Annotated in this window: 23 protein-coding genes and 7 tRNA genes; 15 read left to right on the top strand and 15 right to left on the bottom strand. The window is 63.6% G+C overall.

Translation table 11 applies throughout. The annotated features are described in order from the left end of the window. Positions 1–22: 22 nt before the first annotated feature. Entirely contained in the window at positions 23–1,774 is a 1,752-nt protein-coding gene (locus tag C4S71_RS14050) for a diguanylate cyclase domain-containing protein (protein ID WP_103969550.1), read from the top strand. A gap of 72 nt (positions 1,775–1,846) precedes the next feature. Here C4S71_RS14050 and htpX read toward each other — a convergent pair whose 3' ends face one another. The 4 genes from htpX to msrB form a co-directional block, all read right to left on the bottom strand. After that, positions 1,847–2,749, bottom strand: coding sequence for a protease HtpX (gene htpX / locus C4S71_RS14045; RefSeq protein ID WP_086510841.1), 903 nt, complete (start codon positions 2,747–2,749; stop codon positions 1,847–1,849). A 129-nt stretch (positions 2,750–2,878) separates the two neighbouring features. Next, on the bottom strand, positions 2,879–4,111 hold the full coding sequence (locus C4S71_RS14040; protein WP_103969549.1) for a pyridoxal phosphate-dependent aminotransferase: 1,233 nt from the start codon (positions 4,109–4,111) through the stop codon (positions 2,879–2,881). A 65-nt stretch (positions 4,112–4,176) separates the two neighbouring features. After that, entirely contained in the window at positions 4,177–5,157 is a 981-nt protein-coding gene (gene ylqF, locus C4S71_RS14035; protein ID WP_103969548.1) for a ribosome biogenesis GTPase YlqF, read from the bottom strand. A 71-nt stretch (positions 5,158–5,228) separates the two neighbouring features. Next, positions 5,229–5,630: a peptide-methionine (R)-S-oxide reductase MsrB gene (gene msrB, locus C4S71_RS14030; RefSeq protein ID WP_086510844.1), complete on the bottom strand. Its 402-nt coding sequence runs from the start codon at positions 5,628–5,630 to the stop codon at positions 5,229–5,231. 156 nt (positions 5,631–5,786) lie between these two features. Here msrB and C4S71_RS14025 point away from each other — a divergent pair. The 12 genes from C4S71_RS14025 to C4S71_RS13970 all read left to right on the top strand — a co-directional run bounded on the left by C4S71_RS14025 (position 5,787) and on the right by C4S71_RS13970 (position 10,565). Then, a tRNA-Glu gene (locus C4S71_RS14025) sits at positions 5,787–5,862 on the top strand. A 60-nt stretch (positions 5,863–5,922) separates the two neighbouring features. Next, positions 5,923–5,997: transfer RNA gene (locus tag C4S71_RS14020), tRNA-Gly, on the top strand. Positions 5,998–6,033: 36 nt separating this feature from the next. Next, positions 6,034–6,109: transfer RNA gene (locus tag C4S71_RS14015), tRNA-Glu, on the top strand. A gap of 52 nt (positions 6,110–6,161) precedes the next feature. Then, positions 6,162–6,236 (top strand) — tRNA-Gly (locus C4S71_RS14010). Positions 6,237–6,276: 40 nt separating this feature from the next. Next, positions 6,277–6,352 (top strand) — tRNA-Glu (locus tag C4S71_RS14005). A 45-nt stretch (positions 6,353–6,397) separates the two neighbouring features. Then, positions 6,398–6,472, top strand: a tRNA-Gly gene (locus C4S71_RS14000). Positions 6,473–6,636: 164 nt separating this feature from the next. After that, positions 6,637–7,599, top strand: coding sequence for an ABC transporter ATP-binding protein (locus tag C4S71_RS13995; protein ID WP_103969547.1), 963 nt, complete (start codon positions 6,637–6,639; stop codon positions 7,597–7,599). Next, positions 7,596–8,369 (top strand): ABC transporter permease, encoded by a 774-nt coding sequence (locus C4S71_RS13990; RefSeq protein ID WP_103969546.1) that lies wholly within the window; start codon positions 7,596–7,598, stop codon positions 8,367–8,369. Before C4S71_RS13995 ends, C4S71_RS13990 begins: the two co-directional genes overlap by 4 nt. Next, positions 8,366–9,199: an NADPH-dependent 7-cyano-7-deazaguanine reductase QueF gene (gene queF, locus C4S71_RS13985; RefSeq protein ID WP_103969545.1), complete on the top strand. Its 834-nt coding sequence runs from the start codon at positions 8,366–8,368 to the stop codon at positions 9,197–9,199. Before C4S71_RS13990 ends, queF begins: the two co-directional genes overlap by 4 nt. 105 nt (positions 9,200–9,304) lie before the next feature. Beyond that, positions 9,305–9,865, top strand: a complete 561-nt coding sequence (locus C4S71_RS13980) for a nitroreductase family protein (protein WP_103969544.1) — start codon at positions 9,305–9,307, stop codon at positions 9,863–9,865. 3 nt (positions 9,866–9,868) lie between these two features. Then, entirely contained in the window at positions 9,869–10,372 is a 504-nt protein-coding gene (locus C4S71_RS13975) for a YiiD C-terminal domain-containing protein (protein WP_086511754.1), read from the top strand. Positions 10,373–10,477: 105 nt separating this feature from the next. Further along, positions 10,478–10,565, top strand: a tRNA-Ser gene (locus C4S71_RS13970). Positions 10,566–10,657: 92 nt separating this feature from the next. Here C4S71_RS13970 and C4S71_RS13965 read toward each other — a convergent pair. The 11 genes from C4S71_RS13965 to C4S71_RS13915 are packed head-to-tail and all read right to left on the bottom strand — an operon-like array spanning position 10,658 to position 16,942. After that, positions 10,658–11,824 (bottom strand): Arm DNA-binding domain-containing protein, encoded by a 1,167-nt coding sequence (locus C4S71_RS13965; RefSeq protein WP_103969543.1) that lies wholly within the window; start codon positions 11,822–11,824, stop codon positions 10,658–10,660. A gap of 38 nt (positions 11,825–11,862) precedes the next feature. Then, positions 11,863–12,150, bottom strand: coding sequence for a hypothetical protein (locus C4S71_RS13960; protein WP_103969542.1), 288 nt, complete (start codon positions 12,148–12,150; stop codon positions 11,863–11,865). Then, on the bottom strand, positions 12,137–12,355 hold the full coding sequence (locus tag C4S71_RS13955; RefSeq protein ID WP_103969541.1) for a TraR/DksA C4-type zinc finger protein: 219 nt from the start codon (positions 12,353–12,355) through the stop codon (positions 12,137–12,139). The genes C4S71_RS13960 and C4S71_RS13955 overlap by 14 nt, the downstream gene beginning before the upstream one ends. Further along, on the bottom strand, positions 12,348–12,563 hold the full coding sequence (locus C4S71_RS13950; protein ID WP_103969540.1) for a hypothetical protein: 216 nt from the start codon (positions 12,561–12,563) through the stop codon (positions 12,348–12,350). Before C4S71_RS13950 ends, C4S71_RS13955 begins: the two co-directional genes overlap by 8 nt. A gap of 10 nt (positions 12,564–12,573) precedes the next feature. After that, positions 12,574–12,903: a phage antirepressor KilAC domain-containing protein gene (locus tag C4S71_RS13945; RefSeq protein ID WP_103969539.1), complete on the bottom strand. Its 330-nt coding sequence runs from the start codon at positions 12,901–12,903 to the stop codon at positions 12,574–12,576. Positions 12,904–12,922: 19 nt separating this feature from the next. Further along, the gene (locus C4S71_RS13940) at positions 12,923–15,571 is read right to left on the bottom strand and encodes a toprim domain-containing protein (RefSeq protein WP_103969538.1); all 2,649 of its coding nucleotides are present in this window, start codon (positions 15,569–15,571) and stop codon (positions 12,923–12,925) included. A gap of 22 nt (positions 15,572–15,593) precedes the next feature. After that, positions 15,594–15,929 carry a hypothetical protein gene (locus C4S71_RS13935; RefSeq protein WP_146064606.1) on the bottom strand — a complete coding sequence of 112 codons (336 nt, stop codon included), beginning with the start codon at positions 15,927–15,929 and terminating at the stop codon, positions 15,594–15,596. Between the two features lie 42 nt (positions 15,930–15,971). Beyond that, entirely contained in the window at positions 15,972–16,235 is a 264-nt protein-coding gene (locus tag C4S71_RS13930) for an ogr/Delta-like zinc finger family protein (RefSeq protein WP_160113393.1), read from the bottom strand. Positions 16,236–16,237: 2 nt separating this feature from the next. Next, positions 16,238–16,438 (bottom strand): hypothetical protein, encoded by a 201-nt coding sequence (locus tag C4S71_RS13925; protein ID WP_103969535.1) that lies wholly within the window; start codon positions 16,436–16,438, stop codon positions 16,238–16,240. A 42-nt stretch (positions 16,439–16,480) separates the two neighbouring features. Then, on the bottom strand, positions 16,481–16,678 hold the full coding sequence (locus C4S71_RS13920) for a hypothetical protein (RefSeq protein ID WP_086511099.1): 198 nt from the start codon (positions 16,676–16,678) through the stop codon (positions 16,481–16,483). A gap of 39 nt (positions 16,679–16,717) precedes the next feature. After that, the gene (locus tag C4S71_RS13915; RefSeq protein WP_103969534.1) at positions 16,718–16,942 is read right to left on the bottom strand and encodes a DNA-binding protein; all 225 of its coding nucleotides are present in this window, start codon (positions 16,940–16,942) and stop codon (positions 16,718–16,720) included. A 39-nt stretch (positions 16,943–16,981) separates the two neighbouring features. Here C4S71_RS13915 and C4S71_RS13910 point away from each other — a divergent pair, with 39 nt between their 5' ends. Further along, positions 16,982–17,719: an XRE family transcriptional regulator gene (locus tag C4S71_RS13910; protein WP_103969533.1), complete on the top strand. Its 738-nt coding sequence runs from the start codon at positions 16,982–16,984 to the stop codon at positions 17,717–17,719. 135 nt (positions 17,720–17,854) lie between these two features. Continuing rightward, complete coding sequence (locus C4S71_RS13905) at positions 17,855–18,418, top strand: hypothetical protein (protein ID WP_103969532.1); 564 nt, start codon at positions 17,855–17,857, stop codon at positions 18,416–18,418. Positions 18,419–18,439: the final 21 nt, after the last annotated feature.

The raw sequence follows: 18,439 nt of genomic DNA, 5'->3' as shown, positions 1-18,439 counted from the left end.
AACCGGCCGCCTGGTCAGCCGCATGGCGCAAGCACCGGCCTATTGGCTGCTGCCCCTGTTGCTATGGACGCTGGTGGTAGGCGGGTCGCTATGGTGGAACTGGCGAGCCACCGAGTCCCATAGTCTCGACGTGGTCACCAAGCAGGCGCGCCAGATCGGCGCTATGATGGAAGCGATGCGGCTGTGGAATGCTTCTCACGGTGGGGTCTACGTCTGGCAGACCGAGCGCATGCAGCCTAACCCCTACCTGGTGCATCCGGAGCGTGAGCTGGCACTGCCCGACGGCCGTGCATTGACCATGGTGAATCCGGCCTTCATGACTCGCGGCTTGATCGATATCGTTCGCGAGAAGGCCGGCGTCCGCGTACACCTGACCAGCCTTGATCCCATCAATCCGGGTAATCAGGCGAACCTCTGGGAAACCGCCATGCTGCAAGCCCTGGAGGAGGACAAGCGCAAGGGTGAAGCTCGCAACCTGGCCGAGTCGTCATGGCAAGACGGTGCAGCCGAACGGATCGAGCTGGTACGCAGTGCCACTCCCGAGCTGCGCTACATGCGTGCGCTCCATGTGGAGCCCGCCTGCCTGCAGTGCCATCAGCACCAGGGCTATGAAGTGGGAGATATTCGCGGCGGGCTGAGTGTGACCTTGCCGGCAGCCCCCATGTTCGCCTTCGAACGCCAGCAGAAGATGAATCTGGTTGCCTCCCACGGGCTGGCCTGGCTGCTGCTGACGGTGGTCACGATCGGCGTGCTGTCGCGTCTACGCCACCAGATTCGTTCGTTGCAGGAGGTCAATGCACAGCAGGACAGTCTGGTTGAAATGCGCACCGGCGAGCTAAGGAGCGAGGTGGCCGAGCGTCAGCAGGCCGAGGCTCGATTGCGGCTGCTGATCGATTCCTCGGCGGAGGGCATCCTGGCAATCAACCGGGAGGGCGTCTGCACCCTGTGTAATCCGGTCGCGGCCCGCCTGTTGGGGTATCCGACTGATCGTCTGGTAGGCAAGCAATTGCGAGATCTCATCGCTCACAGCGATGCGGATGGCGAACCGCGGGACGTGCGCGGGTGCCCGATTTCGCGCGCCTACCGGCTCGGTGAGGAAGGCGGCGAGTCGGATGCGGTGTTCTGGCGTGCCGATGACTTGAGTCTGCCCGTGGAGTATCGGGTTCACCCCATTCGGACCAGTGAAGGCGTGGCCGGAGCCGTCATCAACTTTCGCGACATCACCGAGCGCAAGCGGATGCAGGATGAAGTGTGGCGGCGAGCTCACTACGATGCCTTGACGGGACTGCCGAATCGGGTGCTGTTTCGTGAGCGCCTCGAACAGCAGTTGCTCCAGACCCGCCGACGCGAGGAGGCGCTGGCGGTGTGTTTCGTCGACCTCGACGGTTTCAAGAAAGTCAACGATACCTTGGGCCATGACGCCGGGGACATGGTGCTGCAGCAGGCGGGACGACGCATGCTCGAATGCCTGCGCGCCAGCGATACCGTGGCGCGTCTAGGCGGCGATGAATTTGCTCTGATCCTGCCAGGTACGGGCTCTCTCGTTGAATTGAAGCTGGTGCTGGAGCGAATCCTCGCGAGCCTCGCGCGCCCCTTCGATTGGCAGGGGCATGAGGCCTGCATTGCCGCCTCGATAGGCGTTGCCCTGAGCCGCAGCGAGACGACCGGCATCGATGAGCTATTGCGCTGGGCCGATCTGGCGATGTATCGAGCCAAGCGCGACGGTGGCAATGCTTGGCGGCTCCATGATGCGGCTGGGGAGGCAAGTGACTGATGTCCCCATGAAACGAAAGAGCCCGTCGTCGCGACGGGCTCTCATGATGCTACTGCTGCTTATGTAGCGAGCTTACCGGTAAGCGGCTTCCTTGAGCGCACGAATCCGGTCGTCCAGCGGCGGGTGGCTGGCGAACAGGCGCTCCATCAACGACTGGGTCTGCCCCTTGGTGATGGCCATGGCACGCAGGGTGTCGGGCATCTGGTCGGGCAGCTCGGTCTCCGCCTTGAGTCGGGCCAGGGCGTTGATCATGGCGCCGGTGCCGGCCAACTGGGCACCTGCCGCGTCGGCGCGGTACTCGCGGAAGCGCGAGAACCAGGCGACGATGGCCGAGGCGATCAGGCCGAACACGATCTCGGCGACGATCACCACCGCGAAGTAGCCCATGAAACCCAGGCCGCCTTCTCCGCCGCTACGGGCGCGCAGGAAATTGTCGACCAGGTGGGCTACGGCGCGGGCGAAGAACATCACGAAAGTGTTCACCACGCCCTGGATCAGGGCCAGGGTGACCATGTCGCCGTTGGCCACGTGGCCGATCTCGTGGGCCAGCACCGCGCGTACCTCTTCCGGGCGCATACGGTTGAGCAGGCCGGCGGAAACCGCCACCAGGGCGTCGTTCTTGTTCCAGCCGGTGGCGAAGGCGTTGGACTGCTGCGCCGGGAAGATACCGACCTCCGGCATCTTGATGCCAGCCTGCTGCGAAAGCTCGGCCACGGTGTCGAGCAGCCACTTCTCGGTGGCATTGCTCGGCTGGGTGATCACCACCGTGCCGGTACCGCGCTTGGCCATCCACTTCGACATGAACAGCGAGATCATCGAGCCGGCCATGCCGACGATGAAGCAGAAGATCAGCAGGGCATTGAAATTGAAGCCCTGGCCGCGCAGGTAGCCCTCCACTCCAAGCAGTCGCAGCGTGATGCTGGCGACGAGAATCACCGCCAGGTTGGTGCCCAGGAAGAGCAGAATTCTCATCATCGTTCGGAATCTCCGGTCATCTCAAGGAAGCGAGGGCCGCACCGGGCGGCCCAGAAAATCTGTTGATTAGATACGGCTGGTTAACGGAGGTTTCAAGTCCGAGCCGAAAAATCGGGCCAGCGCCAAGGCTTACTGGCGATAGCGTGCCAGGAAGCGGGCGAAGCGATCCAGAGCGTCGCCGAGCTGGTCGGCCCAGGGCAGGGTGACGATGCGTACGTGGTCCGGCTCGGGCCAGTTGAAGGCGGTACCCTGCACCAGCAGGATCTTCTCCTGCAGCAGCAGATCGAGCACCAGCTTCTGGTCATCCTGGATGGGGTAGACCTTGGAGTCGAGCCGCGGGAAGGCGTAGAGCGCTCCCTTGGCCTTGGTGCAACTGACGCCAGGAATGGCGTTGAGTTTCTCGTAGGTGATGTCGCGCTGGGCCAGCAGGCGACCGCCGGGCAGGATCAGGTCGTTGATCGACTGATAGCCGCCCAGTGCCGTCTGGATGGCATGTTGGGCCGGCACGTTGGCGCACAGGCGCATCGAGGCGAGCATGTTGAGTCCCTGGATGTAGTCCTGGGCGCGCTGCATGGCCACGCTGCCGGAAAGGATCATCCAGCCGGAGCGGAAGCCGGCGCAACGGTAGCTCTTGGACAGCCCGTTGAGGGTCACCACCAGCTGGTCCTCGTCGGCCAGCGCACCGGTGGAGACGTGCTCGGTACCGTCGTAGAGAATCTTGTCGTAGATCTCGTCGGAGAACACCACGAGATCGTGCTCGCGGGCGATGGCCAGCAGCTCGCGCACCACCTCGGGCGGATAGACCGCGCCGGTGGGATTGTTGGGGTTGATGATCACGATGGCGCGGGTATGGCTGGTGACCTTGGCGCGCACGTCGGCGATGTCCGGCGCCCAGTCGGCCTGCTCGTCGCAGCGGTAGTGCACCGCGTGACCGCCGGAAAGATGAGCCGCGGCGGTCCACAGCGGGTAGTCCGGGGCGGGGATCAATACCTCGTCACCATCGTTGAGCAGCGCCTGCAGCGCCATCACGATCAGCTCGGACACTCCGTTGCCGATGAAGATGTCCTCGATGCCTACGCCGGGAATCTCCTTGCGCTGGCACTCCTGCATGATCGCCTTGCGCGCCGAATAGAGTCCCTTGGAATCGCAGTAGCCCTGGGCGGTGGGCAGGTTGCGCATCACGTCCTGGAGGATCTCCTCCGGGGCCTCGAAGCCGAACGGCGCGGGATTGCCGATGTTGAGCTTGAGGATGCGGTGGCCTTCGTCTTCCAGCCGCTTGGCGTGTTCGAGCACGGGGCCGCGGATGTCGTAGCAGACGTTGTCGAGCTTGTGCGATTTCCTGAACGAGGAGGGCGTGTCCATTGAGGTGTCCGAGATTCCAGTGGTGTCCGTTGGCTCCGGTCAGCCGTGCCGCCGGAACTCAATGATTATGCGGGGTTGTCGACGTCGCCGCTATCGTTGATCGTCGCTTGTGGCGACGTCTCTTCGTCGGCCGCCGGCGCCGGGATGTCGGCGGGGGTTTCCAGCGTCAGGCGACCCAGCTTGCCGTCGCGCAGTTCGTGCAGCAGGACCTCGGCGCCGCGATGCAGGTCGATCTCGCCGCCGGGGCGCAGCCCGCCTCGGCGACTGGCGATCTCGGCCAGTATCGCGTGGCCGTCGAAGCCGGCCACGGCGAGCAGGTCGATGCGCTTGGGGCCGTCCGCCTCGACCTGCTCGGCCATGGGATTGGGCACATAGGACGGCAGGGAAGTCAGCTTGTAACGGGCCTTCAGCGCCTCGGGATAGCGGCGGGCCAGCTCGGCGGCAGTGACCACCGCCACGTCGACGTAATCGATGGCGGTGTCGCGGATGGCGCCGCTGGCGGCCAGGCGATAGGCGCTGGCCTGATCCTCGATCTTCGGCCATAGCACGCCGGGGGTGTCGATCAGCGCCACGCGACCGGCAATGCGCACCTTCTGCTGGCGTTTGGTCACCGCCGGCTCGTTGCCGGTCTTGGCGATCGCCTTGCCGGCCAGGCCGTTGATCAGGGTCGATTTGCCGACGTTGGGAATGCCCATGATCATCACCCGCACGTCGCGGTCGGCGCGTACCTGTCCGGCAAGCTCATGACACAGTTTGGGGATGCGCTTGAGTTCGCGGGCGTTGGTGGTGGTCACCGCCAGCGCGCGGGTATCGGGCAGCGAATCGAAGTGCGCCACCCACTCCCGGGTACGCTCCGGGTCGGCCAGATCGGCCCGCGAGAGGATCTTGAGCACCGGCTTGTGGCGGGTCAGGCCGGCCAGCATGGGGTTGGCACTGGAGTAGGGCAGGCGGGCGTCGAGCACCTCGATCGCCACGTCGATTTCCGGCAGCGCCTCCTGAATCTGGCGGCGCGCCTTGTTCATGTGTCCCGGATACCAGCCGAGCATGTACCACTCCTGCAAACCGTACGAGGCCGCCCATCATAGCAGAAGGGCGGCTTTGGCAGGGTGGGGGAAGATTACTCGCCGGGGTGGAAGGCGATGGATACCGAATTGATGCAGTAGCGCAGCCCGGTGGTGTGGGGCGGGCCATCGGGGAACACATGGCCCAGGTGAGCATCGCAGTGAGCGCACACTACCTCGGTGCGCTGCATGCCGTGGGAGTCGTCGGGGCGTTCCTCGACGGCGGCCTTGCCCAGTGGGCGATCGAAGCTGGGCCAGCCGCAGCCGGCTTCGAACTTGTGCTCGTTCTCGAACAGCGGAGCATTACAGCAGACACAGTGGTAGATGCCGTGCTCGCCGGTCACCTGATAGTCGCCGCTGAAAGGGCGCTCGGTGCCCTGCTGGCGCGTCACGCGATACTGTTCAGGGGTAAGCTGGGCTTGCCACTCGGCATCGCTCTTCACGATCTTCTTGCGCATGGCCTCTCTCTCCTGCTGGGCGACGTCGACTTCATCTGACACTGAAAGCTTGGCCGTTTTCCCTCTTTTCGGCCAGCCCGAGGCCGACAGTTGACAGCCTCGGGGGGCTTGAGTAACATTCGCGCCACCTCGTTGAGGCGAAAGCGAGACGGCTGCGTCCCATTCGTCTAGTGGTCCAGGACACCGCCCTTTCACGGCGGGAACAGGGGTTCGAACCCCCTATGGGACGCCACTCGTTTTACGCTGGGTTCAACGGGTACCGGAGTGCAGGACCGAAGGGCAAGAACAGAGTGCGGGAATAGCTCAGTGGTAGAGCATCGCCTTGCCAAGGCGAGGGTCGGGAGTTCGAATCTCCTTTCCCGCTCCAAATCTTGCTTCGGCACGAGAGCAGGTGCTCCAATGCGTCCCATTCGTCTAGTGGTCCAGGACACCGCCCTTTCACGGCGGGAACAGGGGTTCGAACCCCCTATGGGACGCCACCTTCCGGTTGCGGTAGCAGTTGCTTTATCGATAGCATAGACGTTCGTGCATGCGGGAATAGCTCAGTGGTAGAGCATCGCCTTGCCAAGGCGAGGGTCGGGAGTTCGAATCTCCTTTCCCGCTCCAAATCCTGCTTCGGCAGGTAACCGCACGGTCTGGCTTTTGCGTCCCATTCGTCTAGTGGCCTAGGACACCGCCCTTTCACGGCGGGAACAGGGGTTCGAACCCCCTATGGGACGCCACTTCGATGCTCTGTGAGGTCCCTGTCGACACTCCAGAGGCGATAAGCGGGAATAGCTCAGTGGTAGAGCATCGCCTTGCCAAGGCGAGGGTCGGGAGTTCGAATCTCCTTTCCCGCTCCAGTTTTCTTCTCCATCTCGAATGTGCCAAGGCTCGGCCCCCCTACTTAATTTGATGACCTTGCCCATGGGCGAGGGTTTCGGCGTTTTTCCAGGCGGCGACTTGAAAAAATTCTTCGCGCCCTAATCTCTTTGACTCGCACTTCATCCCAACGCAAGGATGTCCCATGGCCGAACCGGCGCTGTCGATCCGTGGCCTGACCAAGGTCTACGGCAACGGCTTTCATGCCCTCAAGGGCATCGATCTCGACGTCGAGCAGGGGGATTTCTTCGCCCTGCTGGGCCCCAACGGGGCCGGCAAGTCCACCACCCTCGGTGTGGTGTGCTCGCTGGTGCAGAAAACCGCCGGCCGGGTCTCGATCTTCGGCATCGACATCGACCGCGACTTCGCCCGAGCCAAATACCACCTGGGCGTGGTGCCCCAGGAGTTCAACTTCAACCAGTTCGAGAAGGTCATCGACATCGTGCTGGCCCAGGCGGGCTATTACGGCATGCCGCGCCGCGAGGCGCTGCCCCGGGCCGAGCAACTGCTCAAGGACCTCGGGCTGTGGGACAAGCGGGGCGGCAGCGCGCGCATGCTCTCCGGCGGCATGAAACGCCGCCTGATGATCGCCCGCGCCCTGATGCACCGCCCCAAGCTGCTGATTCTCGACGAGCCCACCGCCGGCGTCGATATCGAGCTGCGGCGCAGCATGTGGGAGTACATGCGCCGTATCAATCGCGAGGAGGGCACCACCATCATCCTCACCACTCACTATCTGGAAGAGGCCGAGAGCCTCTGTCGCAACGTGGCGATCATCAACCGCGGCGAGATCGTGCGGAACACCAGCGTGCGCGAGCTGCTCGCCGAGCTCGACACCGAGACCTTCCTGCTCGACCTGGCCCGACCCGTGGAGCAGGCCCCGCATGTCGAGGGCTTCGAGGTGCACCGGGTGGAGGGTGCCCAGCTTGCCGTGGTGGTGCATCGCGGTCAGCGTCTCAACGACGTGTTTGCCGCCCTGGGCGAGCAGGGGATCGAGGTGGTCTCCATGCGCAACCGCGCCAACCGGCTGGAGGAGATGTTCGTGTCGATGGTGGAGCAGGGCAACGGCGCGCAGCGTGAACTCGACACAGTGGAGGTGAACAAGTGAGCCCCGCTCAGATCGCCATCGCCCTGTGGACCCTGGTGCTCAAGGAGATCAAGCGCTTCACGCGGATCTGGCCGCAGACGCTGCTGCCGCCCTCGATCACCATGGCCATGTACTTCATCATCTTCGGCAGCCTGATCGGTCCGCGCATCGGCGAGATGGACGGCTTCAGCTACATGGACTTCATCGTCCCGGGGCTGATCATGATGGCGGTGATCACCAACAGCTACTCCAACGTGGCCTCCAGCTTCTTCTCCAACAAGTTCCAGCGCAGCGTGGAGGAGATGATGGTCTCGCCCATGCCCAACTGGGTGATCCTGGCCGGCTTCGTGCTGGGCGGCATGGCCCGCGGCCTGGGGGTGGGCGCCATCGTCACCCTGGTGTCGCTGTTCTTCACCCGCATCAACGTGGCTCACCCGCTGCTGACCCTCGGCGTGGTGGTGCTCACTGCGGCGCTGTTCTCCATCGGCGGCTTCATCAATGCGCTGCTGGCCGACAAGTTCGACGACGTCTCCATCGTGCCGACCTTCGTGCTCACGCCGTTGACCTATCTGGGCGGGGTGTTCTACTCGATCTCGCTGCTGCCGACCTTCTGGCAGAACGTCTCGCTGCTCAACCCGATACTCTATATGGTCAACGTGTTCCGCCACGGCTTTCTCGGTATCTCCGACATCCCGGTAGGCTGGGCGCTGACGGCCATCTTCGCTTTCATCATCGTGCTCTTCGCCATCGCCCTGTGGATGCTGGAACGGGGCAAAGGAATACGTTCATGAGTCACCGACCCGATACGCTCGAGCATGCCCCGCTGGGGCGCGAGTCCGCCTACCCCGAGCACTACGATGCCGGGCTGCTCTATCCCATTCCCCGCGCGGCCAATCGCGCGCCGCTGGGCATCGAGGAGGGCCGGCTGCCCTTTGTCGGCGAGGACGAGTGGCACGCCTTCGAGGTGAGCTGGCTCAACGCCCGCGGCAAGCCAAGGGTGGCCGTGGCACGTTTTCGCCTGCCGGCGGAGTCGCCCAACCTGATCGAGTCGAAGTCGTGGAAGCTCTACCTCAACGGCTTCAACCAGACCCGTTTCGACAGCCGCGAGCAGGTGATCGACACCCTCGAGCGCGACCTGGCCCAGGCCGCCGGGGCACCGGTCTCGGTGGAGCTGTACGATGTCGACGACGCGGCGCTGGCTGTCTGTCGACTGCCCGGGGAGTGCCTGGACGAACTCGACATCGAGATCGACGCCTACTCGCCCAGCGCCGAGCACTTGAAGGTGGGGGAGGAGATCGTCGAGGAGACGCTCTACTCCCATCTGCTCAAGTCCAACTGCCCGGTCACCGGCCAGCCCGACTGGGGCAGCGTGCTGATTCGCTACCGCGGCCCCAAGCTCGACCGCGAAGGCCTGCTGCGCTATCTGATCGGCTATCGTCAGCATCAGGACTTCCACGAGCACTGCGTGGAGCACATCTTCACCGACCTGATGGCCAAGGCGAAACCGGAGCGACTGCTGGTGCTGGCGCGCTACGTGCGTCGCGGCGGGCTCGACATCAGCCCCTGGCGCGCCACTCCCGGCGAGCGCCCGCCCGAGCCCCTGCGCTTGGCGAGACAGTAGGCCCTTCGCAACAGTGGCTCTGTCGAAACGCTAGGCCCGGCACGACAGCCAGCGGGGCAGCTGGTAGAGTTTGATCTATTTCGACGACCTGGCATGGGAAATGGTATGGACGCACTGACCCTGCTGCACGAACGCAGCTCGATGGGCAAGCTGATGGGGCCGGCCCCCGGCCCCGAGCAGATGGAAGCGATCTATCGCGCCGCGCTGCGCGCGCCGGACCACAAGGAGCTGCGCCCCTGGCGTTTCATCGAGTTCACCGGTGAAGGGCGCGAGCGGCTGGGCGAGCTGTTCGCCGAGGCCGAATACCGTGAGGACCCGAGCATCGAGGATGCCGCCCTGGATGCGGCGCGCAAGAAGCCGCTGCGCGCTCCCATGATCATTGCCGTGATCGCCAAGGTCACCCCCGACGTGCCCAAGGTGCCCAAGATCGAACAGGTGATCTCCGCCGGCTGCGCCGCCCACGGCATCATGCTCGCGGCCCATGCGTTGGGGCTCGGCGCCATGTGGCGCAGCGGCAAGTACGCTTTCGACCCCACCGTGCGCAAGGGGCTCGGTCTGGAGGAAGAGGACGAGTTGATCGCCTTCCTCTATCTGGGCCAGCTCGGCGGGCGCCACAAGCCCATTGCCGAGCATGATATCGGCGACTTCGTCGAGCGTTGGACCTGACCCATGCGCGAGGTCGGCATACCCCACCCACGCCTGCCGTTGCCCGAGCCCGGCCAGGGTGACGACCCGCAGGCGTTCCTGGCCTGGCTCATGGATGCCATCCCCATGGTCGAGCATCTGGGCATTCGCGAGATGCGCTGGGAAGGGGAGAGCCTGGTGTGGGAGCTTGCGCTTGGCCCCAATCTCAACGACAAGGGCACCGGTTTCGGCGGGGCGCTCACCGCCCAGACCACCCTGCTGGGCTGGTGCTGGGCCACCCTGTGGCTGCGCCAGCGCGGCTACGCCCGCGACGTCGTCGTGGCCGAAGCCAGCCAGCGTTTCCTGGCCCCCGTTACCGGCGATTACCGCATCGTCTGCGCTGCCCAGAGCGAACAGGGCCCGGCGAGCCTGGCCGAGCGACTGACGAGCCGTGGGCGCGGCCGCATCGCTCTTGTCCAGCAGCTCTGGTGCGGCGAAACCCTGTGCCTGGAAGCCCACGGCGACTACGCCGTGCTGGCCGCCGGCTGAATGCGCTCGAACCGAAAAACCGGCTTGCAAACGCGTACTTAAGCCGTTAGACTTTGCGCCGTTCTGACGCACAAGGGCGTTGCCCCCGTGGAAGAACCACAATGTGGAGAGGTGTCCGAGTGGTCGAAGGAGCACGCCTGGAAAGTGTGTAAGTCGAAAGGCTTCGAGGGTTCGAATCCCTCCCTCTCCGCCACAGAATTTTAAAGGGGAATCAAGCGCTTAGCTCGATTCCCCTTTATCGTTTCTGGCCTCTGGGAACGGTTTTGGGAACAGATCTGGGAATGCTTATAGGTTGAGAAGCTTCTCGATCATATTTGGCACGTCCTGCCCATCGGTTCGTATCCATTTTCCGTAGCGACGCTGGATCATTTCGATCGTGGCGTGACCAACGTGCTGGGAGATCCAGTGCAGTGGCACTACACCGAGACTGAGCATTTGGCTTATGAAGGTGTGCCGGCATTGGTTCGGCCCACGGTATCTCACGCCGGCTCGCTTCAAGTGCACCCTCCAGAAGCGCTCGCGTAGGGCGTTTTCATAGAATGGCTTGCCTGACAGCGAATTCAGGAACACCAAGCGCAGCTTCTCCTTCCTTACCGTGCGGTTGTCCCGGTCCACGACTTCATAGATCTGGGGCGGCCGGTTGCCGGTTAACCGCCACTGCTCCTGGAGTGCTTCGCGGGCAGGTTTGAGCAGGTGATGCACTCGTGTCGATCGCTTGGTCTTTGTCACCTTGAAACGTCCACGCACCACGGCGCGCCGGTAGCGCACGATACCTCGTTCAACATCTAGGACGTCTTCCCAGGCCAAGGCCTGCACTTCTGAGGTGCGTGGTCCATCGTAGAGGGCGTACTTGATGAGGTTTAGCTCCTGGATGCGCTTGGTTGGGGTCGAAAGAATCTTCTCGATTTCCGACTGGGTGAAGGGGTCCGGATCCTCGTCATCGGGCAGTCGAATGTTGATGCCGAAAGTCGGGTCGAACGCGGTCTTGTTGCGAGTGGAGTAAAGCCTGAACACTTGCCGCATGATGCTGACGATCTCCTTGATCGTCTTGTTGGCCAGCGTGGCGGCCAGATCCTTCTGAATCCAGGTCTGCAGCTCGATGTGATCGATCTTGTCGGCCTGAGTGCTGCCCCAGCGCGGCCGAATGTGTGTTTCTGCCTTCGAGGCATAGCCTCGGTAGCTCGAAAAGGCCAGTTCGTTCTGCTTGATAGCCAACCACAAGTCTAGGTAGTGGCCAAAGCTTCCTTTCTGGAGCCGCTCCGAGTTAGGGAAGTGGCGAGAATAGTCGAACGTGCCGGCATCGATCTCGTAGTTGATGATGGCTGCGAGTCGCTTGGCATGCTCGATATTGGCCGGTGTGGCCTTGCCAGGCAGCGACTCTCGGCAAAGCTCGCCTTCCCAGCGGAAGTAGACGCGCACGGCGTTGCCGCGCACCTCATAGCCATCTGGCATCTCTGTCTCCTTGGAATATTGCTGCTTTGAAGCGGTGCCTAGTTACCGCATTGGTACTGATCTCGCCAGCGGCCGAAGCGGGCGCGGATGCCCTTGAAGGTGGCGGCGGCGTAGGGGTTGTGATCGAGCTCGGCTCGGCTTTCGATGCGGCAGGCCTGGCAGAGCCAGTCCCGCGCGTCCTGTTCGTTGTGGGTACCGTCGGGCAACTGGCTGGGCGTGAGGCCGAACTTGTGTCGCTTGCGCCGATCCAGGTAGAGCCGAAACAGCTCGTCCTGACAGAGCATGGCGGCAGTTCTGGCCAGCCGGCCGCCCTTAACGGGCGGCATGCTTGGCCCTCCTTTCTCGGACGCTCTGGCAATTGATGCAGGTGGTTGCCCAGGGCGCGGCGAGGCGGCGAGCTTGGGGGATCTCCACGCCGCACTCCTCGCACCAGGGATCGGTGGCCACGGTGTTCGGCAGTTGAGCTCGGGCCAGTGCGCTGGCCAGTGAGGTTTCGATGATCTCGCCGGCGAGATCCGCGGTATCAGCCATGGGTTTGCTCCTGGTGTTGAAGGGTGAATTTCCGGACTCGGTAGCCCTTGGTTTCCTGTTCGTGCCAGAAGGCGGGGTGACGCTCCGGCTCGACGTTGCGGCAGGCGCAGAAGCGATACTTCGCGCCGTGCGGTGTGTGGTAGAGCGAGCCGACGATCGGCTCGCCGGCGGGCGTCACGACGCCCCAGAGCGGGATGGCAATTGGCATGGGCCTTCTCCTAGCGGGCGCCGTGGCCGGCGCGTGGTTGGGTGGTGCGGGGCGGCTGCCGGGTGGCATGCAGCACCGGCAGATGGTCGATATCGATGCCGAGCTTTTCGGCGATGTGGTCCAGGCCGGCGTCGGTGATTTCGGTGCGGCCGTAGTGGGTCCAGCCGGCGACCGGGTGCCGAAAGGTGCCGGTCTTCACGCGAAGCAGGCGGCCACCGCGGTAGGCGCCGGCGGGCAGGTTGTCGGGGCCGAGCATGCCGGCCTGGCGCAGCCGGCGGGTTAGGGTGTTGCGCCCCAGGTTGAGCAGGGCGGCGGCCTGGTCGAGGGTGTAGGTACGCATCGCTGATCTCCCTTTCCTGTCAGCCACGCTCGAACAGCCAGCACTTGACGGTGCCGCCGTTCGGCCGGGTCTTCGAATAAACGGGGTGGTTGGACGCCACGAACTTGCGCGCCTTGCTGCCCTTGAGCTGGCGTTTCAGCTCGCGCATGTCGAAGCGGAAGTGATGGTCGGCGGCGAGCTTCTCGAACTCCTTCAGGTTGATGGCGAGGTAGCCTTGGCCGGCGTTGTGGTCGAGCACGTTCTCCACGCGGGTGCGCTCCAGGTACTCGACGGTTTCCCAGAACTCCTCGACCAGTGGGTGATCGGCATTGATGGCCTGTTGCCGCTCGATGGCCATAGCGGCCACCAGGTGGTGTGCCTGGGCGATCGCTTCAGCGGTGAACAGGCCGAGGCCTTTCGGCCCCAGGCAATCCACCAGGGCGGCGATCTGGGCGTGGTTCTGGGCGATGCGCAGCGAGCGCACCTCGGGCATGCCGTGGATCTGCTCGAAGTAGTGGGGCATGCGCTTGGCGTAGAGGCCGAGCAGCTCGCTCTCGCGTGAGGTGGCCTCGAGGATGAAGCGCGACACGTGGTCGATCTTCATGCCCTCGAGCGCCTTGGCCGCGGCGAAGGTTTCGCGGGTCTGGCCTTCCTTGGTGAAGAACAGGTGCACGATGCGCTGCATGATGGCGTCGGAGCCGGCCACGGCGGCGTTCTGGCTGATCACGATGGCGCCACGGAAGGGCGGCTCGTAGGTGTCGCTGCCCATGTTCTTCACGCCTGTGGCGCGCACGCTGCGGCCGTTGTAGGCCGTCTTGAGTTCGTCCCAATCGAACTGCTTGGCCTTGTTGCCGCCCTCGGCGTCGCGATCGGACTCGATCAGCACCACCGGCAGGTTGGCGACCTGGACGAAGCGCCGCGCGCGGCCGGCGGCGGACGACTTGGCCGGGTCGAAGCCTTCCTCGTCGTTGCGGCCGAGCAGCTTCCACATGAACTCGATCAGGGTCGACTTGCCGGCGCCGGCCTCGCCAACGATCTCGAGGAAGGGGAAGCTCTTATCACGAGAGCGGATCTGCTCGGCGAACAGGGTGCCCAGCCAGAAGGCCAGGGCGACGACGCCCTTGCTGCCGAAGGCGTGCTGGATCAGCCCGGCCCAGTCGGTGCGGTAGTCGTTCGGGTCGTTGTTGATATGCAACTGGGTGGACTGTGAGAGGGTCTTGAGCGCGGTGCGGCCCAGCTCGAAGAAATCCTCGTCGTTGCGCTGGTAGATCTTGCCGCCCTTCACGGCGAAGTCGCCCAGCACGTAGGCCTCGTACTCGCGGGCGTAGCCGACGAAGTTGATCGTTTCCACGGTGCGGATGGGCAAGTGCTGCGCCAGGGTGGCGTCGAGCTGCTCGGTGGAGCCCGTCCACTGCGCGCCGGGGGCGATCGACAGCAGGCGCTTCTTGAACTCTGTGGCCGAGGCCAGGGCGCTGCCGGTTACGGTGTTCTTCACCGTGTAGCGTTCGCCCGGGTACTCGATGCGGTAGTAGTACCAGCTCTCATCGGTGAGGGCGTTGCGCTGGAAATAGAGCGGGCGCGGGTGGCAGTTGGCGATGCGCTTGATGGCACCGGACTGCTCCAGGGCCTTGTCGCGGGCCTGGCGCTCGCTCATGGGGCGATCGCCGTCGATCAGGTCGCTGTAGATCTTCTGGTACTTGTCCAGGTCGAGCTTGAACCAGTAGGTCTGGCTGCGGTGCACGAAGGGGAACTCGCGGCGCTCGGTCTTCTCGTAGATCAGCAGCGCCTTGTCGTTCGCACTGGGCGCGATCAGCAGCGCGCCGTTGTAGCGGTACTCCTCGAGGTGCTTCTCGGTGAGCTCGCCGCGCTGATGCAGGTCGTTCCAGTCGCGCCCTTCGCAGGGCTGGGCGGCTTCGCACTCCCAACCGGCGGCACGCGCCCGGCGGATCAGCTTGAGCGTCCACTCCTGGCCGGCCTTGCCGGTATCCAGCGCCCACACCAGGGTAGGCCGAGTGCGGCCGGCTTGCCGGCAGGCCTGATCCAGCGCTTCGAGAGCCTTCTCGGGGTAGTTGTTGCAGCTCATCGCCGATACGGCGGCGATGCCGTGATGGGTGAGAGCGATGGCATCGAAGATGCCCTCGACGATCCACAGCTCCTCGACCGCGGCGAGCTCCACCGCCGGCGGGCACCACCATTGGCCGCGGTAGCTGCCGCGGAAGTTGGCCTTCTGCTTGCCGAAGCGGGCGGGCTTGTCGATCAGCCGTTCCCACCACACGCCGGCGCCCAGGGTGAAGCGCACGGTGGCGGAGGCGGCGTCGATCTTGGGATCGAAGAAGCTCTCCTGGGTGTACCAGCCCTGGATGCGCTCGAGCTCGAAGCCGCGGCCCATGCTCAGGTAGGCATCGGCCACCGGCGTGCTGCTTTGCGGCTTGCCCGGGGCGGGTGGCAGGTTGGCGAAGCGCTCGCTCCAGGAATCGAACAGCTCGGGGAACAGCTCTTTCACGTGGACTTGGCTGCCGCACTTGTTCTCGCGGCCGCACTTCACCATCCAGGGCGCATCGGACTTGATGAAGGCTTCGCGCTTGCCGCACTCGGGGCAGCGCACCTTCTGCAGGTACGTGCCGCGCTCTTCGGCTTCGAAGTCGCGGATCAGTCGCGTCACGATGTCGTCGCGCAGCCGGTTATCCATGAACGGTGCCTTCTCTACGGGTTCAGTGCTGGGAAGTAGCCGGGGGCATCGGTGTGCTGCGTTCCTGGGCATGCAGGCGCAGCAGGTCGGCCACGGAGAAGGCCAATGCGTTACGGCCCGGGCGGCGCACTACCACCACATGGGCGGTGGAGGCCTCGGCGTCGATGTAGGCGGCCTGGTTCAGCGTCTCGAGCTCCGCTAGCGCCTGCAGGGCGGCCAGGCCGGCGCGTTCCAGGGTGATGCCGTGGGCCTCGACCAGGTGAGAGGTACAGCGCTCCAGCGCGACGGTGCGCTGATAGGGCCGGGGCATTTTCAACAGGTACGCGCAAGCCGCGTCATTGATAGTCAATGCGTGCATGGGTCTCGCTCCGATTGTGGGTGTTGCTGGGGTGGGTGGCGGCTACCCGGTAGCCGCCTGAGCCATGGCTAGTTCGCGCAGGCGTGGCACCAGCGGCAGGGCTACCGTGGGATTCGGCATGTCGCTGGGCGTGATGGTGTGGGTGATCTCGATGGAGATCTTGCCGCGCCAACCGCACTCGGGATTACGGCACTCGATGACCGCCTCGCGGTACACCGGTGTGAGCCCCTGGCTCTTGCGGATGCCCGCCGTTTCGCCGCAGTGGGGGCAAGGGATACGCGGCTTGTTTCGGAACTGAGTGGTCAAGGTCAGTTTCTCCCTGCGAGATAGAGGGCGCGCCCGCGCCCGGTGAGCCCTTGAGCGCCTTTGCGCAGCCTTCTGCGCAGCAGCCACTCGGCGGCTTCTTCGTTCGTTCTGAGGTTCTGCTGTACGCGAACCTGATCGAGTACGGCTTCGAGCTCTTCATCCAGCGGGAGCTGCAGGTCGCCGCGGCGGGACTCGTCAGCCATAAATCCAGTGCTCCTTGAGGTCCTCAAAAGGGCCTGCCATTCCTACGCCCGGCGGGGCACATTGAGTTCGAGATCGGCGATGCCCAGGGTTTCCAGGGCTTCCTTCATCACCAGTTGACGCAGCAGCACGGCTTTATCGATGCCGGTGTAATCGACCAGCGCATCGATCAGGCGCCGCTCGTACTCGTCGAGGTTGATGGCGCCGTAACGGGAGCGCACACGCTTTGGGTCCTGATACATGGGCGATTTCCTTATGCAGCAGGTTCAGTGCCAGAACGCTCAGCGGTCCGGCTTGGGTGGAAAATCATCGGTATCGGTGACGACACCATCCTTGATGCCAAGCAATACGGCGGCGCGATGCGCCTCGCCGCGGCGCCCCTTCTTGCGGCCGGCAAGCAGGTCGCTGACAAGGTTGGGATTGAGGTCATGAGCGCGGGCGAACTCAGCGATGCTGATGCCGCGTTGATCAAGCGCCTCGCGGGCCTGCTCACGGGTTAAGGGCATTGTGTTAACCTGTGTGGGTTCGTGTGGGATAGGTGAATAATGGAATCAAACGATTCCATTGTCAATGGGAATGGCAGCCAAATGAATTCTATTGGGATGCGTTTGAGGGAAGAGAGGAATCGCCTGAACCTCTCCCAGACAGAGCTGGGCGAGGTCGCTGGCATCACGAAAAACACCCAGATGCTCTATGAAAGCGATAAGCGCAGCCCAAAGTCGGACTACTTGGCAGCTATTTCTGAGGCTGGCATAGACATCAGCTATGTAGTGACGGGTAATCGTTCGGATACTATCGCGGCTAGCCAGGCGGCCGGCCAGATCGGAGGTATTCAAACAGTTCCTTTGTCACAGGCGCCGGGGCCTGGCTTGGCAGCGGTGAAGCTCTATGACGTGGAAGGTGCCGCCGGCGCCGGCCGCTCGCTGGAAGAGGAGCGGATCGAGGGGATGCTCTACTTCCCCGAGGCGCAGCTCGCCGCCCTGGGCATCCAGCCCGGGCAGGTGGCCGGCATCAAGGTACGTGGGGATTCGATGGAGAGCACGTTGGCCGATGGCGACTGGGTGCTGGTCGACCTGGCCAATCGGGATATTCGCCAGGAAGGAGTGTTTCTGCTGACGGTGAGCGGCGAGCGGCGCATCAAGCGCCTGCAGCGCCTTGCCGGCGGCGCGCTGTATCTGATCAGTGATAACGAGCACTACCAACCCGAGATGATCACACCGCAGCAGATGGGGGAGGTGGAGATCCTGGGGCGGTGTGAGATCAGGATTGGACGGGTTTCGTGACCGGCATTATTGCAACAATTCAATAATGTAACAGAGCCAGGCGGGCGCCTGGCTGACCCTCTGACGAATAACGAGGCGGCAAAGACCGCCCACAAGAACTGCCCCAGAGGGGGCTTGTACGCAAGGAGAAAGGGAATGAAGCGTATCCTTATGAGTGTGGCCCTAACAGGCCTGCCTTTTGCCGTCATGGCGGAAATTACTGAGCAGTATGACTCGCTGAGTGAGCTGATCCACGAGCATGGGGACTACGATGAAGGCAATGGCACCTTCGAGCTGTATTCAGAAGATCCGCTAGCGTTTCGGCTGTCGAAGCCTGCGATCCAAGGCGAGCCTGCTGAAGTAACCTATTACGAAAACTGGCGAGCAGCCATCTACGGTGTCTACAACACCTTCGCGCACACCTCACTTGATGCCGTGACCATGACAGCCATGCCGCTGTGGTTCGAGAGCTTTACGAAGCGAGACAGCTCACGTCTGATGGATGAGCATGCCATCATGCTGGAAATGGGCCGAGATGATGCCCTTGATGCCCTACGAGCCGTCACTGGCATGGAGACCCTGGCCGATATCAAGATGATGACCGATTTCGGGTATCAGTGGAGCCCAGCCTTTCTCGATATCTACTACGAGGATCGTGACCCTGGCCTCGATGCTTTCATTCAGGAACTGCGCTTGTATTGCGTCGAGATATGCGAATAACTATATGGTTGAATATTGGCT

This window comes from Billgrantia desiderata (genome assembly GCF_900108215.1).
GTDB classification, from domain to species: Bacteria; Pseudomonadota; Gammaproteobacteria; order Pseudomonadales; family Halomonadaceae; genus Halomonas; species Halomonas desiderata.
The sequence above is the reverse complement of the archived record's forward strand: the minus strand, read 5'-3'. Positions and strand labels throughout refer to the sequence as shown.